Source organism: Mycobacterium sp. AZCC_0083, assembly GCF_014202335.1.
Taxonomy (GTDB): domain Bacteria; phylum Actinomycetota; class Actinomycetes; order Mycobacteriales; family Mycobacteriaceae; genus Mycobacterium.
Genome location: NZ_JACHGP010000008.1, coordinates 405,573 through 428,479, shown reverse-complemented (window position 1 = coordinate 428,479; position 22,907 = coordinate 405,573). Strand labels below are relative to the sequence as shown.

The 22,907-nt window shown below is 67.3% G+C and carries 26 protein-coding genes; 10 read left to right on the top strand and 16 right to left on the bottom strand.

All coding sequences use genetic code 11. The features are described from left to right. From HNP02_RS22090 to HNP02_RS22080, 3 genes are all read left to right on the top strand, one after another. On the top strand, positions 1-1,230 hold a 1,230-nt coding region (locus HNP02_RS22090), incomplete at its 5' end, for a DUF222 domain-containing protein (RefSeq protein ID WP_184442525.1). 292 nt (positions 1,231-1,522) lie between these two features. After that, a complete protein-coding gene (locus tag HNP02_RS22085) occupies positions 1,523-1,876 on the top strand; it encodes a hypothetical protein (RefSeq protein ID WP_184442523.1) in 354 nt (117 codons plus the stop codon). A gap of 41 nt (positions 1,877-1,917) precedes the next feature. Further along, positions 1,918-2,418, top strand: coding sequence for a nitroreductase/quinone reductase family protein (locus HNP02_RS22080; RefSeq protein ID WP_184442521.1), 501 nt, complete (start codon positions 1,918-1,920; stop codon positions 2,416-2,418). 146 nt (positions 2,419-2,564) lie between these two features. On the opposite strand, the gene HNP02_RS22075 is transcribed toward HNP02_RS22080, so the two are convergent. The 10 genes from HNP02_RS22075 to HNP02_RS22030 form a co-directional block, all read right to left on the bottom strand. Next, entirely contained in the window at positions 2,565-2,828 is a 264-nt protein-coding gene (locus HNP02_RS22075) for a hypothetical protein (protein ID WP_184442513.1), read from the bottom strand. A 236-nt stretch (positions 2,829-3,064) separates the two neighbouring features. Continuing rightward, complete coding sequence (locus HNP02_RS22070) at positions 3,065-3,502, bottom strand: nuclear transport factor 2 family protein (protein WP_184442511.1); 438 nt, start codon at positions 3,500-3,502, stop codon at positions 3,065-3,067. Continuing rightward, positions 3,499-4,521 (bottom strand): tRNA (adenosine(37)-N6)-threonylcarbamoyltransferase complex transferase subunit TsaD, encoded by a 1,023-nt coding sequence (gene tsaD, locus HNP02_RS22065; protein ID WP_184442509.1) that lies wholly within the window; start codon positions 4,519-4,521, stop codon positions 3,499-3,501. Before tsaD ends, HNP02_RS22070 begins: the two co-directional genes overlap by 4 nt. Next, positions 4,518-4,982 (bottom strand): ribosomal protein S18-alanine N-acetyltransferase, encoded by a 465-nt coding sequence (gene rimI / locus HNP02_RS22060; protein WP_184442507.1) that lies wholly within the window; start codon positions 4,980-4,982, stop codon positions 4,518-4,520. Before rimI ends, tsaD begins: the two co-directional genes overlap by 4 nt. Next, positions 4,979-5,599, bottom strand: coding sequence for a tRNA (adenosine(37)-N6)-threonylcarbamoyltransferase complex dimerization subunit type 1 TsaB (tsaB, locus tag HNP02_RS22055; RefSeq protein WP_184442505.1), 621 nt, complete (start codon positions 5,597-5,599; stop codon positions 4,979-4,981). Before tsaB ends, rimI begins: the two co-directional genes overlap by 4 nt. Continuing rightward, complete coding sequence (tsaE, locus tag HNP02_RS22050; protein ID WP_184442503.1) at positions 5,596-6,075, bottom strand: tRNA (adenosine(37)-N6)-threonylcarbamoyltransferase complex ATPase subunit type 1 TsaE; 480 nt, start codon at positions 6,073-6,075, stop codon at positions 5,596-5,598. Before tsaE ends, tsaB begins: the two co-directional genes overlap by 4 nt. Then, the gene (locus HNP02_RS22045) at positions 6,068-7,189 is read right to left on the bottom strand and encodes an alpha/beta fold hydrolase (RefSeq protein WP_255506775.1); all 1,122 of its coding nucleotides are present in this window, start codon (positions 7,187-7,189) and stop codon (positions 6,068-6,070) included. The genes tsaE and HNP02_RS22045 overlap by 8 nt, the downstream gene beginning before the upstream one ends. Then, a complete protein-coding gene (gene alr, locus HNP02_RS22040) occupies positions 7,186-8,364 on the bottom strand; it encodes an alanine racemase (protein WP_184442602.1) in 1,179 nt (392 codons plus the stop codon). Before alr ends, HNP02_RS22045 begins: the two co-directional genes overlap by 4 nt. Before the next feature lie 54 nt (positions 8,365-8,418). Then, positions 8,419-9,813 carry a glutamate decarboxylase gene (locus HNP02_RS22035; RefSeq protein WP_184442493.1) on the bottom strand — a complete coding sequence of 465 codons (1,395 nt, stop codon included), beginning with the start codon at positions 9,811-9,813 and terminating at the stop codon, positions 8,419-8,421. A gap of 12 nt (positions 9,814-9,825) precedes the next feature. Then, on the bottom strand, positions 9,826-11,247 hold the full coding sequence (locus tag HNP02_RS22030; protein WP_184442491.1) for an NAD(P)H-hydrate dehydratase: 1,422 nt from the start codon (positions 11,245-11,247) through the stop codon (positions 9,826-9,828). A 76-nt stretch (positions 11,248-11,323) separates the two neighbouring features. Here HNP02_RS22030 and HNP02_RS22025 point away from each other — a divergent pair, with 76 nt between their 5' ends. From HNP02_RS22025 to HNP02_RS22015, 3 genes are read left to right on the top strand one after another with little or no spacing between them, the layout of a single operon-like run. Next, a complete protein-coding gene (locus HNP02_RS22025) occupies positions 11,324-11,557 on the top strand; it encodes a hypothetical protein (RefSeq protein ID WP_184442489.1) in 234 nt (77 codons plus the stop codon). Next, complete coding sequence (locus HNP02_RS22020) at positions 11,554-11,955, top strand: type II toxin-antitoxin system VapC family toxin (RefSeq protein WP_184442487.1); 402 nt, start codon at positions 11,554-11,556, stop codon at positions 11,953-11,955. Before HNP02_RS22025 ends, HNP02_RS22020 begins: the two co-directional genes overlap by 4 nt. 22 nt (positions 11,956-11,977) lie before the next feature. Further along, positions 11,978-12,925 (top strand): D-cysteine desulfhydrase family protein, encoded by a 948-nt coding sequence (locus HNP02_RS22015; RefSeq protein WP_184442485.1) that lies wholly within the window; start codon positions 11,978-11,980, stop codon positions 12,923-12,925. Here the strand turns inward: HNP02_RS22015 and HNP02_RS22010 are convergent. The 4 genes from HNP02_RS22010 to HNP02_RS43790 are packed head-to-tail and all read right to left on the bottom strand — an operon-like array spanning position 12,896 to position 16,187. Beyond that, positions 12,896-13,816, bottom strand: coding sequence for an alpha/beta fold hydrolase (locus tag HNP02_RS22010; protein ID WP_184442483.1), 921 nt, complete (start codon positions 13,814-13,816; stop codon positions 12,896-12,898). The two genes, HNP02_RS22015 and HNP02_RS22010, sit on opposite strands and share 30 nt — an antisense overlap. 9 nt (positions 13,817-13,825) lie before the next feature. Beyond that, positions 13,826-15,694 carry a glutamine--fructose-6-phosphate transaminase (isomerizing) gene (gene glmS, locus HNP02_RS22005; RefSeq protein ID WP_184442481.1) on the bottom strand — a complete coding sequence of 623 codons (1,869 nt, stop codon included), beginning with the start codon at positions 15,692-15,694 and terminating at the stop codon, positions 13,826-13,828. Positions 15,695-15,699: 5 nt separating this feature from the next. Then, positions 15,700-16,020 carry a DUF2878 family protein gene (locus tag HNP02_RS22000; RefSeq protein ID WP_184442479.1) on the bottom strand — a complete coding sequence of 107 codons (321 nt, stop codon included), beginning with the start codon at positions 16,018-16,020 and terminating at the stop codon, positions 15,700-15,702. Continuing rightward, positions 16,017-16,187 carry a hypothetical protein gene (locus HNP02_RS43790; protein WP_184442477.1) on the bottom strand — a complete coding sequence of 57 codons (171 nt, stop codon included), beginning with the start codon at positions 16,185-16,187 and terminating at the stop codon, positions 16,017-16,019. The genes HNP02_RS22000 and HNP02_RS43790 overlap by 4 nt, the downstream gene beginning before the upstream one ends. 42 nt (positions 16,188-16,229) lie before the next feature. Here HNP02_RS43790 and HNP02_RS21990 point away from each other — a divergent pair, with 42 nt between their 5' ends. After that, positions 16,230-17,072 (top strand): dienelactone hydrolase family protein, encoded by an 843-nt coding sequence (locus HNP02_RS21990; RefSeq protein ID WP_184442475.1) that lies wholly within the window; start codon positions 16,230-16,232, stop codon positions 17,070-17,072. 31 nt (positions 17,073-17,103) lie between these two features. On the opposite strand, the gene HNP02_RS21985 is transcribed toward HNP02_RS21990, so the two are convergent. Next, entirely contained in the window at positions 17,104-18,108 is a 1,005-nt protein-coding gene (locus HNP02_RS21985) for a GDP-mannose 4,6-dehydratase (RefSeq protein ID WP_184442473.1), read from the bottom strand. Between the two features lie 486 nt (positions 18,109-18,594). Here HNP02_RS21985 and HNP02_RS21980 point away from each other — a divergent pair, with 486 nt between their 5' ends. Both HNP02_RS21980 and HNP02_RS21975 read left to right on the top strand, forming a co-directional pair. Continuing rightward, positions 18,595-19,635, top strand: coding sequence for an LLM class F420-dependent oxidoreductase (locus tag HNP02_RS21980; protein WP_184442471.1), 1,041 nt, complete (start codon positions 18,595-18,597; stop codon positions 19,633-19,635). Between the two features lie 157 nt (positions 19,636-19,792). Then, on the top strand, positions 19,793-21,232 hold the full coding sequence (locus HNP02_RS21975) for a DEAD/DEAH box helicase (protein ID WP_184442469.1): 1,440 nt from the start codon (positions 19,793-19,795) through the stop codon (positions 21,230-21,232). On the opposite strand, the gene HNP02_RS21970 is transcribed toward HNP02_RS21975, so the two are convergent. Then, positions 21,229-21,945 (bottom strand): SDR family oxidoreductase, encoded by a 717-nt coding sequence (locus HNP02_RS21970; RefSeq protein ID WP_184442467.1) that lies wholly within the window; start codon positions 21,943-21,945, stop codon positions 21,229-21,231. The two genes, HNP02_RS21975 and HNP02_RS21970, sit on opposite strands and share 4 nt — an antisense overlap. A gap of 70 nt (positions 21,946-22,015) precedes the next feature. On the opposite strand from HNP02_RS21970, the gene HNP02_RS21965 reads away from it, so the two are divergent. Then, on the top strand, positions 22,016-22,906 hold the full coding sequence (locus HNP02_RS21965; protein WP_304611007.1) for a LysR family transcriptional regulator: 891 nt from the start codon (positions 22,016-22,018) through the stop codon (positions 22,904-22,906). Position 22,907: the final 1 nt, after the last annotated feature.

Genomic DNA, 22,907 nt, shown 5'->3' with positions numbered 1-22,907 from the left:
GGGCCGATGTCGTTGGACAAGACCGACCAGGAAATCGACCGGCTCATCGCCGAGCACGACCCCTACGCGTTGCGCCGCACCCAGGCTCAGGCCCGCGGCCGCGCCGTCGACGTCTACCTCGACGACGCCACCGGCCTGGCAACACTGTGGGGCACCCTGTTCGCCACCGACGCCGCTGCGTTCGACCAACGACTGGACGCGCTGGCCTCCACGGTGTGCGACGACGACCCCCGCACGCACGATCAACTCCGCTCCGACGCCATGGGCGCCCTAGCGCACCGGCAAGACCGCTTGGCCTGCCTCTGCGGCAACGAGCACTGCCTCGGCGGCATCGCCACCCCCAGCACCGTCGTCGTTCACGTCGTCGCGCACGCCGACTCCGTCGACACGCCCCCAGCTGCCGCCCACCCCGACCAGCCCGACGATGGTGTCACTCCAGCAGATCCGGCCACAGCACCTGATCACGCCGAGTCCAGCGCTACATCGGCAGCGGTCGATGCGTCCGCGCAGCACGCCTCCCTGGACGGCGAATCACCCCCAATGTTGAGCAAGCCACTACGCGAGATGACGCTGGCCGAGGTCATCACCGAAGCCAACGCCGACCCCGGCGAACCCCTGGCCACCCCACCCGGAGTCATCATCGGCGGGCCGCTGCTGCCCGGACCCGTCGTGGCCCGCGCCGCCCTGCACGCCAAAGTCGTACCGGTCGTGCACCCCGGCAACGCCCCACCCGAACCCCGCTACACCCCCTCCAGGGCGCTAGCCGATTTCGTCCGCTCGCGCGACCTGACGTGTCGCTTCCCGCACTGCAACGTGCCCGCGAATCGCTGCGACACCGACCACACGATTCCGTACCCGCACGGGCCCACCTGCGCGTCGAATCTCAAGTGCCTGTGCAGGTTTCACCACCTGTTGAAAACCTTCTGGGGCGGGCCACGGGGTTGGCGAGACCGACAGCTACCCGACGGCGACGTCGTCTGGACCTCACCATCCGGGCAGAGCTACACCACCCGGCCCGGCAGCCGACTGCTCTTCCCCAGCCTGTGCCTGCCCACCGCACCAGTCACCATCACCGTCACCGAGACCCCCACCGCACACACCGCCGGGCTGACCATGCCACGGCGCACGACCACCCGCAGCCAAGACCGCCGCCAACGGATCGACGACGAACGCAGACGCAACGAAGCCGAGAACGAAGCCGCAGCATTCGACGCGATACCACCATTCTGAGTCGGCTAGCCGAACTGCTTCGGATCGATCAACGGGTGATCGAACACGTCCCCGATCATCTGGATGTCGACCGTGCGCTCCGTGAGGGTGTCTGCGTACCAACCCTCGAAGAGTCAAACTGCTCTCGATGGGCGCGTCGGACCCGGGAATCCGGTATGCGTCACGACTACCGACGAACCCGGGACAATGGAAGACAACGGAAACACCGCGCCTCTATGTGGATGAGCGAGTTCACCGAGGAAATCCCGGGTCAGCTCGCGGCAGGCGTCAACCGACTTGGCGACGCGGAATCGTGCCCGTGCCACTTCTGGCCGAACTCATCGCCCGCGGCGCAAAACTTCGCCCCGTCGTCGCACCCAAGCCAGAACCCGAGCCGCGCTACCGGCCGAGCACTGCACTCGACGAATTCGTCCGGACCCGTGACCTGACCTGCCGCGCAGTGGGCTGCGATCGGCGCGCGACCCACGCCGATATCGACCACACGGTGCCCTACCCCGCCGGTGCGACGCACTCGGGAAACCTCAAGTGCTACTGCCGAATTCAGCTTCTGCTCAAAACGCGTACTTGGCTGGAAGGACGCCCAGCGGCGCGATGGCACCGTCGTAGTTGGGGGAACTACGCCGCTTGTGGTCCTGACCTGGACTAATTGTGCGCCATCGATACGGTTACGACGGTACCGTCCCATTCATGCCACTGCACTATGTCGATCCGCACAGGAAGCACAGTCGTTGGTATACCGCCCTTGAGAACTTTGGCCGTTCGCGCACCGGACAATTCGTTGCGCACCACATCTCGCCCCGCATCGACCCGTGGTTGTACCGCGCAACCGGTGGGCGCTATCCATGGATCCTTGGCGGGGTTTCCACAGCCCCGCTGATGACGATGGGTGCGAAGTCAGGCCAACCGCGAGAGCACCAAATCACCTACTTTCACGATGGAACCGATCCCATCGTGACCGCCTCAAACTACGGCGGGCCGAAACAACCGCAGTGGTACTACAACCTCAAGGCGCACCCTGAATGCGAACTAGGCGACGAGAAGTTTCTGGCGAAGGAGGTCACCGACCCCGACGAGTACGCGCGCCTGTACGGACTTGCCTTGCATGTATACGCCGGTTGGGGCGACTACCGCCAGAAGGCAGACCCGATTGGCCGTCATATCCCCGTCTTTCGGCTCGAACCGCGCTAGCGGCGGCGTCGACGCGCTAAAACGTACTTCGGCCAGTCGCCACCAGATGACACGGAAGACACTCTGAACATGACGGTTAGCTCCACAACAAAAGGGCCGCAGAGATGCGGCCGTTTTGTGATTTGCGAACAACACACCGTTCGGATTCAGGAGTGCTTGGCGTAGCGCTGCAGAAAGGCGACGGCCAAGAATGCCCCGAAGGCAACGCCCGCAACCCATTTCACAAAACCAAGAATGAGCGCCCCCGTGGGCACCTCGACGATGGAGAACGGCGACGCCGCGTAGACCAGCACACTCAGCATGGCCAAGCACCACAACGCGATGACGATGCCTGCGATCCCCTGCCAGAGGGCGATGTTGCGGGGGACGCGTTTGGTGTAATTCTCGATGGGGGCGGGGACGATGTTCATTGCTGGGTGTCCTTTCAGATGCGCTGCCGGGCGCTTCTCTGTGGTCGACGATCATGAATTGGTAACAAGAGCGTGCGCCTGACCGCTTGGGAAATTCTTGGAGGCGACAAACTGGCCCCCTTCCTCGTATTTTGGGGCGTCCCACACGGATTGTCGTCGACGTACGCGGATGCGGTGGTGAAGTGAAGTGACGCCCACGTCGCTGAAGGCAACAAACCCCCGCCGTTCTGAGTCGTCTAGCCGAACTGCTTCGGGTCGATCAAAAGGTGATCGGACACGTCCCCAATCATCTGGATGTCGACCGTGCGCTCCGTGAAGTGCCAACCCTCGCTGTCACGCGCGAAGGTGTCGGCGTACCGACCGACCACGATCGGTTGCAGCGCTACCGTTTCCGTCTGCTGCACGACGCAGAACGTCGAACGGGCGGTTGCCCCTTCGCCGTCCACATCGACGATCGGATTGAGGACCAGATGCCGGGTCCGTGGGGTGTTGCCGTGTTCGGGGAAGCGGCGCGTGGTGGTGGCGAACAACTTCGCGATCCTGCCGGCGCCGGAGACGCCCATGAAATTGCCCCGACCCAGCAGTGTGCCCACCCCGTCGAAGTCGCCTGCGTCGATCAGCTCGGCATAGCGATACAGCAGTTCGGTCACTTCCAGCTTGTCGGCGATGCTCACGCGACCTGTCCCTTCACCACCGGCAGACCCGGGTCGCTCGGTACGTCCAACGGCGAGGGCGACGCGCCCGCCGCGATCAGGTGTGCGGCGAAGGACGCGATCATCGCCCCATTGTCAGTGCACAGCCGCGGCTTGGGGATGCGCAACGTCAAACCGGCTGCTGCACAACGCTCTTCGGCCAGCTCGCGCAGTCGCGAGTTGGCCGCAACTCCCCCGGCGATCAACAGCGTGGAGACCCCAAGCTCCGTCGCGGCGCGCACCGCCTTGAGCGTCAGGACGTCGGCCACGGCCTCCTGGAAACCCGCCGCCACGTCGGCAGTGGCCGCATCGGGGTGGCTCTCCACGTAGCGGGCCACCGCGGTCTTGAGGCCAGAGAAGCTGAACGCATAAGGGGCGTCGCGTGGCCCGGTCATGCCGCGCGGGAAGGCGATCGCGTTCCGGTCTCCGGTGCGGGCCAGGTCGTCGAGCACCTTGCCGCCCGGATATCCCAAGCCCAACAGCCTGGCAATCTTGTCGTAGGCCTCCCCTGCGGCATCGTCGACGGTGCTGCCAAGTTCGGCGATCGGCTCGCCGAGAGATCGCACGTGCAGCAGGTTGGTGTGTCCGCCAGACACCAGCAGGCCGACGCTCTCCGGCAGCGGGCCGTGCTCGTAGACGTCGGCCGCCAGGTGCCCGCCGAGGTGGTTGACGGCGTAGAACGGCACCTCCCACGCGGCCGCATACGCCTTGGCGGCCGCGACACCGACCAGCAGCGCGCCGGCCAACCCCGGCCCGATGGTGGCCGCGACGACGTCGGGCCGCGTCACCCCCGCCGCAGCCAGAGCCCGGCGCATGGTGGGGCCGAGGGCCTCCAGATGCGCGCGCGACGCGATCTCGGGCACGACGCCGCCGAACCGTACGTGCTCGTCGACGCTGGAGGCCACCTCGTCGGCGAGCAGCGTGATGGTGCCGTCGGTCGCCAGCTCGCAGATGCCGACGCCGGTCTCGTCGCAGGAGCTCTCGATGGCCAGGATGATCACTGTGTCGTTCCTTCTGCCGACCGCCGCATCGTGTACGCATCAGCGCCACTGACGCGGTAATACTTCTTCCGTATCCCGAGCTTGGTGAAGCCCGCGCTTTCGTACATGGCGATCGCCGCCACGTTGTCGGTGCGCACCTCGAGGAAGACGGTGCCGCCGTCGGCGATATCGAGCAGGCGGTTGAGCAGGACGCGGCCGATGCCCTGTCCTTGACATCGCTCATCGACGCCGATGGTGTGAACCTCGTACTCGTACGGCGGTTTCCGGCCCAATCGGCTCACGCCGGCGTAGCCGATCAGCTCGCCGTCCAGACGCGCCGCCACGTACTGGTTGTGCTTGGACTCGAGTTCGCGGATGAACGCCGCGGCCGGCCACGGGTCGTCGCCGGGAAACAGCTGCGCCTCCAACTCGGCGCAGCGGTCGGCGTCACCGACGGCGAGCGATCCGTATTCGACGGTCACGACCGCACCGGCTGCGGCTTGGCGTCGGGACGCCGAAGGTACAGCGGGATCAGCGGTTCCGGCGGCGCATCCCAGTCGACCGCCCGCACCAGGCCCGACGCCGTCGGGTAGGTCGGGGCCAGCCGCGGAAGGTCGAAAAGCGCGGCGTGCTCGGGTGATCCGGCGACGGCTGTCGCGTCGGCAGGCACGTCGGCGGGGCTGCTGACGGCGGGCCCGCCGACCCTGACGCCATCGCGGTAGCGCGCCCAGTACACCTCTCGACGGCGGGCGTCCGTGATCACCAGCACCTCGCCGGCGGTGTCCACCCCGATGGCGTCGAGGCTGCACACGCCGTACGCCGGAATGCCAAGGGCGTGCGCGTACGCGGCTGCCGTCGCCATGCCGACGCGCAAGCCGGTGAACGGTCCCGGCCCGCAACCGACGACGACGGCACCGAGATCGGCCATCGCGAGTCCGGCATCGGCCAACGCCCCCACCACGTTCGGCGTCAGCTGTTCGGCGTGGGCACGGGGGTCGACCGTGACGCGTTCGGCCAGCACGTCGACGCCCGCCGGTCCGCGCCTGACCACCCCTGCGGTGACGGCGGGGGTTGCGGTATCGATGGCAAGCACGATCATGGCGTGTTCCACCGCCACACCGCCGTCCGGACGTCGGTATCTCCACCACGCTCGAGCCGGATGTCGAGATGACGGTCGGACAGCCGCTCCGCCAGCCCCTCCCCCCATTCGACGACCACCACGGCATCGTCGAGATCGGTGTCGAGGTCCAGCGAGTCGAGTTCGGCGAGCAGGTCAGCGCCCGGATGGTCGAGCAGGCGGTAGATGTCGACGTGTACCAGGGCCGGCCTGTCAGGCCTGCGCGGCGGGTGCACGCGGGCCAGCACGAAGGTCGGCGACGTCACCGCGCCCTCGACGTCCATCGCCTGCGCGATTCCCTTGGCCAGCACGGTCTTTCCCGCACCGAGCGGGCCGGAAAGCACCACCACGTCGCCCGCGCGCAGGTCGGCGCCGAGTCGCGCACCGAACGCGATGGTGTCCCACGCGGTGGGCAGTTCGGCGGTCCCCTCGACGAGATCGACCCGGTGTTCAGCCATGGTTGCGCGCCCGGTCACGCAGCCGACGGGTCAATGCGGTGAGCTTGGAGGGTGTCGCACGTTCGACCAGGCGCACCAGCGCGTCATCGACGATCTCCGGCTGCTCGAGCTGAACGAGATGTCCTGCGCCGCCGACGATCACCAGCTCACACTTCGGTAGCGCGTCGGCCATGGCCTCGGAGGACTCCTTCGGCGTGAGGAAGTCACGGTCACCGCACACGATCAGGGTCGGCACCTTGGCCAGGATCGGCAGCGCAGCGGCCTCGTCGTGCACCTCGAGAGCATGCAGAAAGCCGATCAGGGTGGCGATCGGGGTGTCGTGCATCATCAGCTCGGAGAACGCCACGACGCTGGGGCTCATCTTCTCGTCGCCGTAGGACGCCGCGCGCAACACCGGACCGATCACCGAACGAGTGGCGCCACGGGTGCGGTGCACGGTCTTCGGCGCGTACCGCACCGCGACGCGGGCTGCCTCGAGTACGGGGTTACGCAGCACCTCGCCCAGCGGCGATCGCGAAACACCTTCTGCCGCAGAGGAGATCAGCGCGACGCCGACGATCCGGTTGGCGTAGCGCTGCGGGTACTGGCGGGCGTGCGACAACACCGTCATGCCGCCCATCGAGTGCCCGACGAGCACCACGGGGCCGCGCGGGGCCATCACCGCCAGTACCGCCTCCAGGTCCTGGCCGAGTTGCGGGACGGTGTAGGTCTCGGGCGGTGCTTCACCGGACTGGCCGTGTCCGCGCTGGTCGTAGAACACCATCCGGACCTGGGGACCCCACAGCTCGGTCAGCCGGGCCCGTTGAAAGTGGAACGCGCCCATGCGAAGACAGAAGCCGTGGGCGAACACGACCGTCAGGGGTGCACCCTGCGGGCCGACCTCTCGAACCGCCAGTGGCACCCCGTCGGCGGTGGTCACCACGGAGCTTCGGTCCGCGTCGAGCAGACAGAAGTCCTCGTCGGCATGGGGATCGTCGTCGGTCACGCGTCGGGTCACCGAACGGGCCACCGTCGTGCCTGCAAGACCGCCGACGGCGGCCAGTCCGGTCAGGCCCGCCAGCCAGCGCGCATTCCGGATCCGGCCGCGGCGCCGCCGAATTTCCTCGTCGCTCAACGGCTCTTGCCCGTCGGGTCGGTTGCCGCGCCACCGCGGTACACCCGGCTGATCCGACCCCGCGGGCTGGTGACCACCTCGTAGTTGATGGTGCCGAGCAGCTCGGCCCAGTCCTGCGCGGTCTGCTCACCCTGCGCGCCAGAACCGAAGAGGATGGCGTCATCGCCCTCGGCGACGTCGACGGGCCCCGGCCCGAGGTCGACGACGAACTGGTCCATGCAGATGCGCCCGACGTTGCGCCTGCGGCGCCCATTGATCATCACGTCGATACGTCCGCTGAGATTGCGGAAGACGCCGTCGGCGTACCCGAGCGGTAGCAGCGCCACGGTGGTGTCCCGGTCGGCGGTCCAGGTATGGCCGTAGGACACCGCGTCACCCGCCTTGATCGAACGAACAAGCGCAACAGGGCATTTCAGGGTCATCGCCGGAACCAGTCCCATGTCGCCACGGGACGCGATCGGGGTCTGCCCGTAGACGGCGATGCCCGGCCGGACCATGTCGTAGGCGAGATCGGGGCGGGTCATCGCCGCCGGGGAGTTGCTCAGGTGGGCGATCTCGAACGCCACCCCTGCGTCGTGTGCCTGCGCCTGGAACTCCGAGAAGCGTTGAGCCTGAAGGTCGTTGACGGGGCTATCTGGTTCGTCACCGCATGCCAGGTGCGACATGATGCCGCGCAGCCGGATCGCGTCGTCGGCCCGCGCCCTGGCCAGCACTGGCAGCATCGCGGTGAACTCGGCGCTGCTCGCACCGTTGCGACTCAATCCAGTGTCGACCTTGACCGTCACCGTGGCGGTGCGCCCGGTGCGAGCCGCGGCATCGAGCAGGTCGCCGAGTTGACGCGCCGACGACACCGCCACCTGTACGTCGGCGGTCAGCGCCGCGGCGAAGTCCACACCGGGGGCGTGCAGCCATGCCATCAACGGGGCGGTGACGCCGTCGCGCCGTAGCGCGAGCGCCTCGTCAAGGGTCGCGACACCGAGTTCGGCCGCACCGGCGGCCAGTGCCGCCCGAGCCACCTGGGTGGCGCCGTGGCCGTATCCGTCGGCCTTCAACACCACCATCACCTGGGCCGAACCCGCGTGTTCGCGCAGGAGGCGCACGTTGTGTGCGATGGCGTCGAGGTCGACCACTGCCTGCGCGGCGGGGTCCGATGTCGTGAGCTGGGTCGTTTGCATGGTCATGTCACCGCCCTCGATTGTCCCAGAGGGCGGCTCCGGGGGCCGTCGCACCTAGTGCGAGAAGGGTTGCACTTCGTCGAAGTGGCCGTTCGGCTTGAGCTCGTCGAGGGACTTCAGCACGGTGATGGTGTCGTCCTTCAGCGCCCTGGCCAGGTCCGTGGAGAACCCCTCTCGCACCACGATGCGCAGCATGACGACGTCGCTGGCGCCCTCGGGCATCGTGTAGGCGGGTACCTGCCAGCCGTACGCCCGCAGCGCGTGCGACACGTCGAACTCGGTGTACCCACGGTCACCGGTGAGCCGGAAGGCGATGACAGGTATGGCCGACCCGTCCGCGATCACCTCGAAGTGTTCGCTTGCGCGCAGCCCGTCTCCGAGCCACCGCGCGGTTTGCGACAGGCTCTTCATGACCTGGGTGTATCCAGCCTTGCCGAGCCGCAGGAAGTTGTAGTACTGGCCGATGACCTGGTTTCCGCCCTTGGAGAAGTTGAGCGTGAACGTCGGCATGTCCCCGCCGAGGTAGTTGACCCGGAACACCAGTTCCTCGGGTAGGTGTGCGGCATTGCGCCAGACCACGAAGCCGATGCCTGGATAGGTCAGCCCGTACTTGTGGCCGCTGACGTTGATCGACACCACTCGCGGCTGGCGGAAGTCCCACACCACTTCGGGGTGCAGGAACGGCACCACGAAGCCGCCGCTCGCGGCATCGACGTGCACGGGCACGTCCAGACCCCCGTCGGCCGCCAGCTTGTCGAGGGCCGCGCAGATCTCCGCGATCGGCTCCAGCTCACCGGTGTAGGTGGTGCCGAGGATCGCGACGACACCGATGGTGTCCTCGTTGACCGCGGCAAGCACCTGTTCGGCGGTGATGACGTAGCGGCCCTCCTCCATCGGCAGATAGACGGGCTCGACGTCGAAGTACCGGCAGAACTTCTCCCACACCACCTGCACGTTGGAACCCATCACCAGATTGGGCTTGCGGCTTCGCCAAGCCCCCTTGTTGTCGGGGTCGACCTTCTTGCGCCACTGCCAGCTCATAGCCAGCCCGGCCAGCATCACCGCCTCGCTGGACCCGACCGTGGACGTCCCGACCGCGGTCGAGGCATCGTCGTCCTGCAAGTCCTCGGCGTGGAACAGGTCGGCGACCATGCACACGCAGCGCTGCTCGATCGCGGCGGTCGCCGGGTATTCGTCCTTGTCGATCATGTTCTTGTCGAAGGTCTCCGCCATCAACTTCTCGGCCTCGGGATCCATCCACGTGGTGACGAAGGTGGCGAGGTTGAGCCGCGAGCTGCCGTCGAGCATGAGCTCGTCGTGGATGAACCGATAGGCGGCCTGAGGGTCCATGCACTCGTCGGGCATCCGCAGCGCCGGGATGGGCGCCGACGACAACCGCCCGGTGTACGCCGGTGCGATCGAGGCTGCCTGGGTGTGCCTGTGTGACATGTGTTGTCCCTCCTAGAGACTGGCGATCGACGAGCGGATGTGCGCGAGGATGCGTGCGGCCGACGTCGGTGCCGGGCGGGGACCCGGGTCTGCCGCCGACAGGTTCGCGGCGCGGGCATGGACGAACGCGGCCATCGCCGCGGCCTCACCGGCGGGCACTCCAGCGGCGAGCAGCGCGCCAATGACACCGGAAAGCACGTCACCGGACCCGGCAGTGGCCGCCCAGGACTGGCCCGCGCGGTTGAGGTAGACGGGGCCGGAAGGTTCCGCGATCACCGTGACGTTGCCCTTGAGCAAGACGGTGGCGCCGAACGCCTCGGCGAGCCGTCGGGTGGCCGCGACGCGGTCGGCTCCCGGCGGATGGCCAGCAAGGCGGGCGAACTCCCCCGCATGCGGCGTCAACACGGTCGGCGCCTTGCGTTTGACCACCAGGTCGGGGTGGGCCGCCAGGATCGTCAGACCGTCGGCGTCGACGATCACCGGCAGGTCGGTGTCGAGCGCGAACCACAGTGCGGCGGCGCCCGCCTCGTCGGTGCCGAGACCCGGTCCCACCACCCACGCCTGGACCCGGCCCACGGCGCTCACGGTCGGTGCGGCGACCACCTCGGGCCAGTGTGAGACCACCTCGGCCGCCGCGCTGCCTGCGTAGCGCACCATGCCAGACGTCGCCGCGACGGCCGCGCCGGTGCACAGGATCGCCGCTCCCGGGTAGGCCGCAGAACCGGCAAGCACGCCGGTGACGCCCTGGGTGTACTTGTCGTCGGTGGCTTCAGGCACCGGCCAGCGCGCGGCGACGTCGGCGGCTTCGACGCTCATCAGATCGGTATCGGGCAGGTCGAGGCCGATGTCGATCAACTCGACGCGCCCGCAATCACCAAGGGCATGAACCGGTTTGAGGCCGCCGAACGTCACGGTGAGTGCGGCGTGGACGTGGGGTCCCTCCGCGGCGCCGGTCTGGACGTCGATGCCGCTTGGCAAGTCCACGGCGACGACGGGGATGCCCGCCGCGTCGACGGCGGCGAACACCTCAGCCGGGGCGGGTCGCAGCGGTCCCGAGCCGGAGATCCCGACGACGCCGTCGATCACCAGATCGGTTGCTGCTGGTACGTTCTCGACGATGCGGCCGCCCGATGCGGTGAACGCTGCCAGCGCCGTGGCATGCACGCGGTCGGGGTTGAGCACGACGGCGGTGGCGCTGACCCCCCGACGACGCAGGAACGTCGCGGCCCACAGTGCGTCGCCGCCGTTGTCTCCCGACCCGACGACCGCGCACACCCGCGTGCCTGCGATCGCACCGGTTCTGGATTTGAGTTCCCGGGCGATCGCGGTGGCCAGTCCGTGGGCCGCCCGGCGCATCAAGACACCATCGGGGAGGCTTCGCAACAGCGGTGCTTCGGCTGCGCGGATCGCGTCAGCGCTGTAGTAGTGCCGCATCGTCACCAAGGCTACGTCGTGACCCTGCGCGCCGACGGTGAAACTGCTATGACTGCAACGCTGCTAAAATGCATGCATGGTTGCCATCACGGTGCGAGACATCCCCGATGGCGTTCGCGACGAGTTGGCCGCACGAGCCGCGCGGGCGGGACAGTCGCTGCAGGAGTATCTCCGGGGCCTGTTGGTCGCGACCGCGGACAAGCCGACCGTGGACGACGTACTGGCCCGTGCGCGGGCGCGTGTCGCTGCCACGGGAATTCGAGTCGGCGCCGACGACATTCTGACCAACCGGGACGCCGATCGCCGATGACGGACCGGGTCGTATGCGATGCGTCGGTGATCGTGGCAGCGCTACTCGACTCCGGACCCGACGGGCAGTGGGCAGTGGGTCGGCTGACGGACGTCGACCTGCACGCGCCCACGTTGGTGCACTACGAGTGCGCGAACGTGATCAGGCGGCTGGAACTCGCCGGCACCGTGGGTGCCGACCAGGCCGCCTTGGCGTACGCCGATCTGCTCGACCTGAACGTCACGCTGTGGCCGTATGAGGTTCTTGGCGCGCGCATTTGGCAGTTACGTCAGAACCTGACGAGTTACGACGCGGCCTACGTCGCCTTGGCGGAGACGTTGTCCGCGACGCTCGTCACGCTGGATCAGCGCATCGCACGGAGCCCGGGGATCGAGTGTGCGATCGCCGGTCCCACGTAGTCGACCGCCTAGCATGGGTCGGATGGCATCAGAGCCCACGCCGGTGCAACTGATCACCGGGCCGACGCCCCTCGAGCCCGCCCCTCGCCTGTCGGCGGCGATCGGATTGGGCCCCGACGACCTCTGGATCAAGCGTGATGACCTGATCGGGCTTGGCGGGGGCGGCAACAAGGTGCGCAAGCTGCAGTGGACGTGTGCCCAAGCCCTTGCCGCCGGGGCGGACACCCTGATCACCAGCGGCGCGGCCCAGTCCAACCATGCGCGCTTGACCGCTGCCGCGGGTGCCCGCCTTGGCCTGCACGTGGTGCTGGTGTTGGCGGGCGACCCTCCCGACGCTGGCCAATTGACCGGAAACCTCGCTCTGGACACCCTGTTCGGAGCGTCGATCGTGTGGTCGGCAGACGTGGACGACGTCACCGCCGAGCTGGAGAACGCCGGCCGCTCGGTGGCGGTGATCCCGTTCGGCGGCTCATCGCCTCTGACGACCAATGCCTACCTGGACGCCGCGCGCGAAATCGTCTCCCAGGGTGTTGATCCCGACCACGTCGTGGTCGCGGTGGGCTCGGGCGCCACGATGGCTGGGCTGGTCCGCGGCTTCGGGCCGCAACGCGTGCTCGGGGTGCAATGCGGTGCGGTCACCGACCCGCACCGCACGGTGCGGGAGTTGTTTCCCGTTCACGATCCCGCACCCGCGAGCCTGCGGATCCGGATGGACCAAGTCGGTGCCGGGTATGGGCAGGTCACCCCGGAAGTCACCGCAGCGCTGTCGCTGGCCGCCCGCACGGAAGGGATCGTCTTCGACCCCGTCTACACCGGGCGCGCGCTGGCCGGACTCATCGCGGAGGTCGCCGATGGCCGCATCGAGCCGGGATCGACGGTGGTTCTGATGCACACCGGTGGACTGCCTGGTCTCTTCGGCAGCAGCGAATTCCTCGCCCGCCTAGGCGACGTCATCCCAGAAGCGCTGTGACTCCTCGGCGATTTCGTCGGGATACTCGCCGTTGATCGCGTGCGACGCATCCGCCAAGAACTCGACCTTCCCGTCCGGCAACAGGTTTCGTGCCCTGGCGGCGGCTCGCGTCGCATCGTGGATGACGCTGCGCCCGGCGATGAACGCGAGCACCGGGATGTCGAGCGAACGCAGTTGATCGTCGGTGAACAACTTCGGCATCGCCGACCGCAGGACGAAGTCACTGGAACCAGCGGCGATCAGCGCGGCCTCGGGCACCGAGTCGTCGGCGTCGGCGCCTCCGGCGATCCAGCGCAGGACGCGGCGCCGAAGCGCTTCTGGCACACCGGGAGCGAATAGCCCCACCGACATCAACGCCGTCTTGACCGGAATCGGCGCGAAGGTCATCGCCGGATCGAGGAGGGTCAACGACGCGACCCGGCCAGGGCGTCTGACGGCACAGTTGGTGGCCGTCCACCCACCGATCGAAACCCCCATCAGGTGAATGGCGTCCAGTCCCAGGCCTGCCAGTGTTTCGTCGAGCCACTGCGCCTGATCGTCGGGCCCGGTGATCGGACGATCCTGAACCGAGAGTCCTGCCTCACCGAGCAGGTCGATGCAGTACGCGGTGCGACCGTTCAGCACGCCGGGCAGGTTGGCCCGCCACACGGGAGTCGACGCGTTCCGGCCCTGCAGCATCAGAACCGGAGGGCGGTCGGAGGGTCCGTCGAACCGGTAGGCCCGCACGGTGCCGAAACTCGTTGGCACGTCGATTGATTCACTGAACGGTGGTAGCCCGGCCATGCCGGCCCGGTAGGCCGCGCGGAAGTGCTCGAACGCGGCGGCGGAGCGGAAGTGGCCGACCTTCTCGGCGACCGGCGCAATGCGGACGTCGGGAACGGCAAGATCCACTGTCGACGGCTACTCGACGGTGACGGACTTGGCCAGGTTGCGCGGCTTGTCCACGTCGTAGCCGCGGGCGCGGGCCACCTCGGCGGCGAACACCTGCAGCGGGATCGTCGACAGCAGCGGCTGGAAGAGCGTTGACACCGCGGGGATTTCGATCAGGTGATCGGCGTACGGCCGCACCGCGTCGTCGCCCTCCTCGGCGATCACGATGGTGATCGCGCCGCGGGCCTGGATCTCGCGGATGTTGCTCATCAGCTTCGAATGCAGCATCGCCGCATTCTTCGGCGACGGCATCACGACGATGACGGGCAGCCCGTCGTCGATCAGCGCGATCGGCCCGTGCTTGAGCTCGCCCGCGGCGAAGCCCTCGGCGTGCATGTACGCCAGTTCCTTGAGCTTGAGCGCCCCCTCGAGCGCGACGGGGTAGCCCACGTGGCGGCCGAGGAACAACACCGTCGACGACTTCGCGTACCGGCGGGCCAGCTCCGCGACCGGCTCCATGCAGGTCAGCACCCGGCTGACGAGTTCGGGCATCGACTCGAGTTCGTGGTACTCGCGTTCGACCTCGTCGGGATACTTGGTGCCGCGTGCCTGGGCCAACGCGAGGCCGACGAGGTAGTTGGCGGCGACCTGCGCGAGGAAGGTCTTGGTGGACGCAACGCCGATCTCGGGTCCGGCGCGAGTGTAGAGCACCGCGTCGCACTCACGCGGGATCTGGCTGCCATTGGTGTTGCAGATCGCCAGCACCTTGGCCTTCTGCTCCTTGGCGTGCCGGACCGCTTCCAGCGTGTCGGCGGTCTCACCGGACTGCGATATCGCGACGACGAGGGTGCTGCGGTCCAAAACCGGGTCTCGGTACCGGAATTCACTCGCGAGCTCGACTTCGACGGGCAGCCGGGTCCAATGCTCGATCGCGTACTTGGCGAGCAGGCCGGAGTGGTAGGCAGTGCCGCAGGCGACCACGAAGACCTTGTCGATCTCGCGCAGCTCCTGATCGGAGAGGCGCTGCTCGTCGAGCACGATCCGGCCGTCGATGAAGTGGCCGAGCAGGGTGTCGGCGACCGCCGCGGGTTGCTCGGCGATCTCCTTGAGCATGAAGTACTCGTAGCCGCCCTTTTCGGCGGCGGACAGATCCCAGTCGATGTGAAAGTTGCGGGCGCTCGCGGTCGTATCGGTGCCGTCGAAGTCGCTGATCCGGTATCCGTCGGCGGTGATCACCACGGCCTGGTCCTGCCCGAGTTCGACGGCGTTGCGCGTGTGCTCGATGAACGCGGCGACGTCGGAGCCGATGAACATCTCGCCGTCGCCGACGCCGATCACCAGCGGCGTGGACCGCCGCGCTGCGACGATCATGCCGGGTTCGTCGGCGTTGGCGAACACCAGCGTGAAGTGGCCCTCGAGGCGTCGCAGCACGGCCAGCACCGAGGCCGCAAAGTCACCGGCGGTGTCGCCGTTGCGGTACTGCTCGGAGACGAGGTGGACGGCGACCTCGGTATCGGTGTCGCTGGCGAACTCGACGCCGGAGGCCTCGACCTCGGCACGCAGGGCCGCGAAGTTCTCGATGATCCCGTTGTGGACGACGGCGATCTTGCCCGTGGCGTCGAGGTGCGGGTGCGCGTTGCGGTCCGTCGGGCGGCCGTGGGTGGCCCAGCGGGTGTGGCCCATGCCCGTGCTGCCTGCGAGCACACCGGCATCGGTCTCGTCGAGCGCGGTTTCCAGGTTGGCAAGGCGTCCGGCGCGGCGGCGGACGGTCAGCCCGCCTGCGCCGTCGAGCAGCGCAACGCCCGACGAGTCGTATCCGCGGTATTCCATCCGGCGTAGTGCGTCCACCACGATTCCCCTGGCAGGACGCTGCCCGACGTAGCCGACGATTCCGCACACGAGGGTCAAGGATAGTGCAGGCGTGCGCCCCGAACCGTCCTGCGGGCCCCGCGTGGCCGGGCAGCAAGCTCGCCGAGCAGGGCCGCGACGACGCCGAACGCGAAGTACAGCGGCACCAGCCAGGGCCCGACACCGAACAGCTGGTCGCACGTCTCGCTGTAACGGAACACTCCGACGTCGACCAGCACGATCTCCACCACGGGACCGACGACTGCGGCCAGTACCCCGCAGATCACGGCGGGGCCGTCACCGAGCGCACACCAGGTGATCACCGCGAGCGTGCAGATCAGGGCGGTCGCGGGCACCCCGGGCGCGGCGTGGATCAAGGCGGTGACGACGTAGGTGCGATCACGGCGGCCACGCCCGCCAAGCCCTGCCGTGGCGTCACGTCCGTTCGCGGGTGGGGCAGGTGCAGCCGCAGTTCGGCCAGCGAGACGGTCGCGCCGCCGAGTAGGAAGAGGAAGATCACGGCTGGCGGACCCAACTTCAGCATCCACGGAACCTAACCCGGCGACGCGTGGGATAAGTTCAACCGGTGGCCAAGACGAAGAAGCTCTTCGCAGCGTTGACGCGGCGCGGCCCGCATCGCGTTCTGCGGGGTGACCTGGCCTTTGCCGGCGTTCCCGGCGTCGTCTACACACCCGAGTCGGGGATGAACCTGCCCGGTGTGGCGTTCGGCCACGACTGGCTGGCGGGCGCGGACCGCTATCACGGCACCCTGGAACACCTGGCCTCGTGGGGCATCGTCGCTGCGGCGCCCAACACCGAGACGGGCATCGCACCGTCGGTGCTGAACCTTGCGTTCGACCTGGGTACCACGCTCGACATCGTCGCCGGGGTGCGCCTCGGCACCGGCAAGATCAGCGTGCACCCGACCAAGCTGGGCGTCGTCGGCCACGGTTTCGGCGGCTCTGCGGCCGTTTTCACCGCGGCGGGCATGCCAGCCAGGCTGAAGGCAGCCGTGGCGCTCTTCCCCTCGGTGACGCACCCGCAGGCAGAGAAACCTGCCGCGGGGCTGCGCGTGCCGGGATTGATCCTCACCGCGAGTGGCGATCCGACCAACATCCGGTCGAACGCAGGCGAACTGGCGGCGGCGTGGGGCGCCGCGACGGTGCGCACCGTCGCCAAGGCCAAGCCCGGCGGGCTCGTCGAGGGCTTCCGGCTGACCCGTGTGGTCGGGCTACCCGGCGCGGACCGCAGCACCCAAAAGGTGGTGCGCGCCTTGTTGACCGGCTACCTGCTGTACACGCTCGCCGGTGACAAGAACTACAAGGAGTTCGGCGATCCCGAGGCCGTGCTACCGAAGACGGCACCGTTGGACCCGGACGCGGAGCCCGTGACAGTCGAGGACAAGGTCGTCGCGCTACTGAAGGGCTAGGGCCCTACTCAAGGGCGAGGAGCCTGGGTTCCTAAGTGGCGGATGCCTTCTGTCGCTCGATGTCGTGCTGCACCATCATCTCGACGAGTTCGAGGAATGACACCTTCGGTTTCCAGCCGAGCACTGAATTGGCCTTGCTGGCGTCACCGATCAAGACGTCGACCTCGGCGGGTCGGGCGTATCGCGGATCGAGCCCGACGAGTCGTGACCAGTCCGAGATGCCGACCACACTGAACGCGGCGTCGAGCAGGTCCGTGATGGAATGCGTTTCGCCAGTGGCGATCACGTAGTCGTCGCCCTGGTCCTGTTGGAGCATCATGTACATCGCCTCGACGTAGTCGCCTGCGAAGCCCCAGTCGCGTTGGGTGTCCAAGTTGCCAAGCGCGATGGTGTCCTGCAAGCCCAGCGAGATCCTGGCCACCCCGTGCGCGACCTTGCGAGTGACGAATTCCAAACCACGCCGCGGTGATTCGTGATTGAACAGGATGCCCGAACTCGCGTGCAGGCCATAGGACTCGCGGTAATTGATCGTCAGGTGATGGCCGTACGCCTTGGCGACGCCGTACGGCGACCGTGGCCACAACAGGGTCCTCTCCGACTGGACGACGTCCTGAACCTTGCCGAACATCTCGGAGGTCGACGCCTGGTAGAAGCGGACCTGTCTGCCGGACAGATCCTGATAGAACCGGATCGCCTCGAGGCTGTTGAGCACACCGCCGCCGTTGACGTCGGCGACCAGTCGGGGGTTCGTGAACGAGTGCGGTACGAACGACACGGCTCCGAGGTTGTAGACCTCATCTGGCTCAGCAATCGTCATCGCCCGGATCATGCTGGAGGCGTCGAGCAGATCGCCCGAGACGAGCTGGAGCTCGGGCAAGTCGCGAGCAAGGGCCGCCGCCTTGGGGTTGTTCTGGCCGCGCAGCAGACCGAAGACCCGATAGCCTTTCGACAGCAACAACTCTGCCAGGTAAAAGCCATCCTGGCCTGTAATGCCGGTGATCAGCGCCGACTTCTTCTCGAGCGCGGACAATGCCATCGATCCCCAATCAAGAGCTAACTCGTGGAAAGACTCTTGCGACGCACGGCCATTCCACGACAACGAACATACTCAGGCAACTCATTATGGATGCACGACGTGCTGCATTGCAATCCGAAACGGCGAACGGCGATGAGCCCACAGCAAATTCGCGCACTCCGCTGGCACATCCACAGTGCCTCTTACGACAAGTGGGCGAGCGAATCCGAAGAATAAAGTTGCGACGACATGTATGGCAAACAAATCAAAATTTACATAAGTGTCAGTGACATGCATAAATGGCGGCACTGACACGCATCAAGTGAACTCTCGATGATTTCCGAACACCCGCCGATTGGGAACCCCCCGTGAGCGGTGGTCGAGTCACCGCATAGAGAGATTGCTTTGCGTTGTTTTGCGCAGGTTGCTGTGCGCAGGGCTCGTTCCCCTAGCTACGGAGCCCGACCGGCTCGAACCAACCAACCGGTTGGGGTGTATAAACCAACGATGCGCACCGGAATCTTTCTCAACTACACCGACGGCTTCCGTGAGGCGGCCGAACAGGTCGTCGAGTTCGAGAAGCGCGGCGTCGACATCGCGCTCGTCCCTGAGGCGTACTCGTTCGACGCGATCAGCCAGCTCGGTTACCTGGCGGCCAAGACATCCACCATCGAGCTCGGCTCCGGCGTCGTGCCGATCTATACGCGCACCCCGACGTTGCTCGCCATGTCGGCGGCCGGCGTCGACTACGTCTCCGACGGGCGGTTCCGGCTCGGCATCGGGACGTCCGGTCCGCAGGTGATCGAGGGCTTCCACGGCGTCCCGTTCGACGCCCCTATGGGCCGCACCCGCGAGGTCGTCGACATCTGCCGTCAGGTCTGGCGCCGTGAAAACGTCTCCTACGACGGGAAGCACTACCAGCTGCCACTGGCCGAAGGGCGCGGAACGGGTCTGGGCAAGCCCTTGCACCTGATCAATCATCCGGTGCGGGAACGCATTCCGATCCACATCGCAGCACTTGGCCCCAAGAACGTCGAGCTGACCGCCGAGATCGCCGAGGGTTGGCAGCCGGTGTTCTTCTACCCAGAGAAGGCCGATTCGGTGTGGGGCGACGCGCTGCGCACCGGCTTCGCCAAGCGTGACCCAGCGCTGGGCCCGCTGGACGTCATGGTCTCGGCGGGCCTTGCCATCGGGGAGAACCTCGAGGATCGATTGGCGTGGGCGAAACCCCAACTGGCGCTGTACATCGGCGGGATGGGCGCTCGTGGCAAGAACTTCTACCACACCCTGGCCACCAGTTACGGCTTCGGCGACGTCGCCAACCACATCCAGGATCTGTACCTCGCAGGCAAGAAGGCCGAGGCGATCGCGGCAGTACCCGACGACCTGGTCCGCCACACCTCGCTGGTTGGCCCCGCCGGGTTCGTCAAGGAACGGCTCGCCGCATTCGCCGAGGCCGGCGTCACGACGCTGCTGGTGCATCCCTACGCCGTCGACACGGCCGAACAGAATCGCTACGTCGAGGAATTGGTGACGCTCGTCTCGTAATTCGGGGCTGAACGGGTTCGTCCGGTACTCTGATCTTCAGCGGCATCGTCTGTTCTGCCTCTTGCCGCTTCTTTCTCGTCATACCGAGCGCCGCGGGATCACCCGCGCCGGGCAGGACGACCTTTCAACTTTCGGAGTTTTACCCTTGTCTGTTTCCATGCCCATTTCCGAGCCGGTTTCCCCGTCTGTAGGCGAAACCGCGCCCAGCTTCTCGGACTTCGGTCTCCCCGCTGCCGTCGTTGCCGCCATGGCCGCCAACGGCATCGAGACCGCCTTCCCCATTCAGGCTGCGACACTGCCGGATTCATTGGCAGGCCGTGACGTACTCGGCCGTGGCCGCACCGGCTCCGGAAAGACCTACGCCTTCCTGCTGCCCGTGGTCGCCCGACTGGCCAACAGCTCGACCCCCCGCCAGTCCGGTCGTCCCCGCGCCCTGATCCTGGCCCCCACACGCGAACTCGTCGCACAGATCGACGCCGCGCTCGCGCCGTTGGCCAAGGCGATGAACCTGCGCTCGGTCACCATCTTCGGTGGTGTCGGACCTGGCCCGCAGATCGCCAAGCTGCGCGAGGGCGTCGACGTCGTCATCGCCTGTCCCGGCCGGCTCGAGGACCACATGCAGTCCCGCCATGCCGACCTGTCCGCGGTGGAGATCACCGTGCTCGACGAGGCCGACCACATGGCCGATCTCGGCTTCCTGCCCCCGGTCAAGCGACTGATGGACAAGACGCCCAAGGACGGACAGCGGATGCTGTTCTCCGCCACGCTGGACGGCGGGGTCGACGTGCTGATCAAGCGCTACCTGCACAATCCGGTGGTGCACAGCGTCGATTCCGAGCAGTCGCCGGTATCCGCGATGGTTCACCACGTGTTGCACGTCGACAACGCGGCCCGCATCGACGTCCTCACCGACCTCGCGGCAGCACCGGGACGCACCATCATGTTCTCCCGCACCAAGCACGGCGCGAAGGGCCTTGCCCGCAAGCTCAATTCACGCGGCGTACCCGCGGTTGAGTTGCACGGCAACCTGTCTCAGAACGCACGTACCCGCAACCTCGCGGCCTTCTCCGACGGTTCGGCCGCGGTGCTGGTCGCCACGGACATCGCCGCACGTGGCATTCACGTCGACGACGTCAGCCTGGTCATTCACGCCGACCCGCCGGTCGAACACAAGGCATACCTGCACCGCTCGGGCCGCACGGCCCGCGCAGGCAACGAGGGCACCGTCGTGACGCTCATGATCGACTCGCAGGTGTCCGACGTCCGTACCCTGACCCGCAAGGCAGGCGTCAAGCCGACGATCACCCGGTTCAGCGGCGCCTCGCACCCCGTGCTGCAGGAGATCGCGCCCGGCGAACGCACCTTCGGCGAACCGTTGGTCCTCGACGTCCCGGATTCGCAGCCGTCGTCCTCGCGGCAGCGCAACCACGGCGGTGGCGGCGGCGGTCGGTCCTCTGCACCGAACCCCCGCTCGGGCAACGGATCACGCGGTGGCAACGGATCACGTGGCGGCAACCGCTCGCGAGGCGGAGAGCTGCGTTCCTACACCACGACCTCGAGTCGCACGGGCGGCTCGCGCGGATCTCGCAGCCGCTAGACCAGAACCGTACCGCCGTCGACCTTCAGGACGATGCCGGTGCCGAAGGCCTGCTCCATGCAGTACACGTAGGCCAGTGCCACGTCGTCGACCTCACCGATGCGGCCGAGCGGAAGCTGTTGCGCCGCTTGGCCGTACATCGTGTGACGGTCGGCGTCGGCCATCGCATCCCACAGCGGGGTGCGCACCACGCCAGGCGCGATCGCGTTGACCCGTATTGGTGCCAACTCGACGGCCAGTGCGGTGGTCAACGCGTTCATCGCGCCACAGACGCTCACCGGCAGGGCGCCGAATCCCGGCTGCCATGCGGCGGCGCCGCTGGTGAGCGTGATCGATCCGAACTCGGCGATGCGTGGTGCGAATGTCCGCACCGCGCTGAGTGCTCCGACGAAGCGGGTCTGGAAGAACCCGGTGATGCGCGCGGGCGTCAAGTCGGCAAGGCTCGCCAGTTCGAGTGACTCCCCCGCGGTGAACACCAGGTGGTCGATGGCGCCGACGGTGCGCGCGAGTTGATCGAGCGACGCCTCGTCGGTGAGGTCGACGGTGGCGCCGCTGGCCCCTTCTGGCAGCTGCGCGACTGCGCGGTCCACGCTGGACTGGCGACGCGACGCCACGATCGGGATGGCGCCACGTTCGGCGACGGCAGTCGCGACGCCAAGGCCGATGCCGGAGGTGCCGCCGATGATGAGGACTCGACTGTTCTTCAGACTCATGCCTCCACGGTCCGCTCCGCGTCGGACTTCGTCCAAGACTCTTTTCGTCAATTCGCGATACCCTCAAGGTATGGCTGGAGGCATGAACGTACCGGATCTGGACATGCGCAAGCTGAGGTACTTCGTCGCGGTGGCCGAGGAGCTGAACTTCGGACGGGCAGCGCGGCGGCTGCACATCGCCCAGCCGGTGCTGTCTCGTCAGATCCGCTCGTTCGAGGACGAGTTGGGCGTCCAGTTGTTCGTCCGCGATTCCCGCGGCACCGAGTTGACGGCCGCAGGCACCCAGCTTCTTGAGGACGCCCGATTCATGTTGCGTGAGTCGAATGCCCTGCAGGAGAGGCTGGCTCGGGCCGCCAAGCCGACGGTGACGGTGGTCGTCGGGGTCATGCCGGGCCTCTTGGCGACGGCGGCGGTGCGGAAGTTCGAAGCCGCAGAACCGTCGTGTCGTGCTCGGGTGATGCAGGTGGGCTGGGCCGATCAGATCGACATGATCCGGCGCGGGGAGGCCGACGTGGTGTACGCCCGCGAGCCGATCGACCGGCACGGTCTTGGCACCGTGGCGCTTCTCGAGGAACCGCGAGTTGCGCTGTTGCCCAGCGACGATCCGCTCGCGTCGCAGGAGTCCGTGCGACTCGCCGACCTCGGCACGCGCAGGCTGTTGCAGGATCCGCAGACCGTGCCGGAGTGGTACGCGGTTGCCACCGCCGAGCAGCGCAGTGCGGCGACCCGCAAGATGGCTTCGACCGTGGAGGAGAAGCTGGAACGCGTTGCCGCGCAGGAGGGATTCGTCATCCTGCCCCGGTCCACCACCGCGTTCTACCGCCGCCCCGACGTGCGGGTGGTTCCGATCGCAGACATCGCGCCGGGCCAGGTCACGCTGATCTGGGATGCGGCGACCACGAACCCGGCTCGCGACGAGTTCGTCGCGGCGGCGTTGGCGTGCCGCGACGAGACGATCTGAC

What these genes read in the sequence shown, in the direction of transcription:
- HNP02_RS22020 (WP_184442487.1), top strand. Translation starts at nt 11,554, where the DNA reads ATGACGGACCGGGTCGTATGCGATGCGTCGGTGATCGTGGCAGCGCTA.
- HNP02_RS21975 (WP_184442469.1), top strand. Translation starts at nt 19,793, where the DNA reads ATGCCCATTTCCGAGCCGGTTTCCCCGTCTGTAGGCGAAACCGCGCCC.
- tsaE (WP_184442503.1), bottom strand. Translation starts at nt 6,075, where the DNA reads ATGGCTGAACACCGGGTCGATCTCGTCGAGGGGACCGCCGAACTGCCC.
- alr (WP_184442602.1), bottom strand. Translation starts at nt 8,364, where the DNA reads ATGCAAACGACCCAGCTCACGACATCGGACCCCGCCGCGCAGGCAGTG.
- HNP02_RS22025 (WP_184442489.1), top strand. Translation starts at nt 11,324, where the DNA reads ATGGTTGCCATCACGGTGCGAGACATCCCCGATGGCGTTCGCGACGAG.
- HNP02_RS22030 (WP_184442491.1), bottom strand. Translation starts at nt 11,247, where the DNA reads ATGCGGCACTACTACAGCGCTGACGCGATCCGCGCAGCCGAAGCACCG.
- HNP02_RS21985 (WP_184442473.1), bottom strand. Translation starts at nt 18,108, where the DNA reads ATGGCATTGTCCGCGCTCGAGAAGAAGTCGGCGCTGATCACCGGCATT.
- HNP02_RS21980 (WP_184442471.1), top strand. Translation starts at nt 18,595, where the DNA reads ATGCGCACCGGAATCTTTCTCAACTACACCGACGGCTTCCGTGAGGCG.
- HNP02_RS22035 (WP_184442493.1), bottom strand. Translation starts at nt 9,813, where the DNA reads ATGTCACACAGGCACACCCAGGCAGCCTCGATCGCACCGGCGTACACC.
- HNP02_RS21965 (WP_304611007.1), top strand. Translation starts at nt 22,016, where the DNA reads ATGGCTGGAGGCATGAACGTACCGGATCTGGACATGCGCAAGCTGAGG.
- HNP02_RS22015 (WP_184442485.1), top strand. Translation starts at nt 11,978, where the DNA reads ATGGCATCAGAGCCCACGCCGGTGCAACTGATCACCGGGCCGACGCCC.
- tsaB (WP_184442505.1), bottom strand. Translation starts at nt 5,599, where the DNA reads ATGATCGTGCTTGCCATCGATACCGCAACCCCCGCCGTCACCGCAGGG.
- HNP02_RS43790 (WP_184442477.1), bottom strand. Translation starts at nt 16,187, where the DNA reads ATGCTGAAGTTGGGTCCGCCAGCCGTGATCTTCCTCTTCCTACTCGGC.
- HNP02_RS21970 (WP_184442467.1), bottom strand. Translation starts at nt 21,945, where the DNA reads ATGAGTCTGAAGAACAGTCGAGTCCTCATCATCGGCGGCACCTCCGGC.
- HNP02_RS22080 (WP_184442521.1), top strand. Translation starts at nt 1,918, where the DNA reads ATGCCACTGCACTATGTCGATCCGCACAGGAAGCACAGTCGTTGGTAT.
- HNP02_RS22075 (WP_184442513.1), bottom strand. Translation starts at nt 2,828, where the DNA reads ATGAACATCGTCCCCGCCCCCATCGAGAATTACACCAAACGCGTCCCC.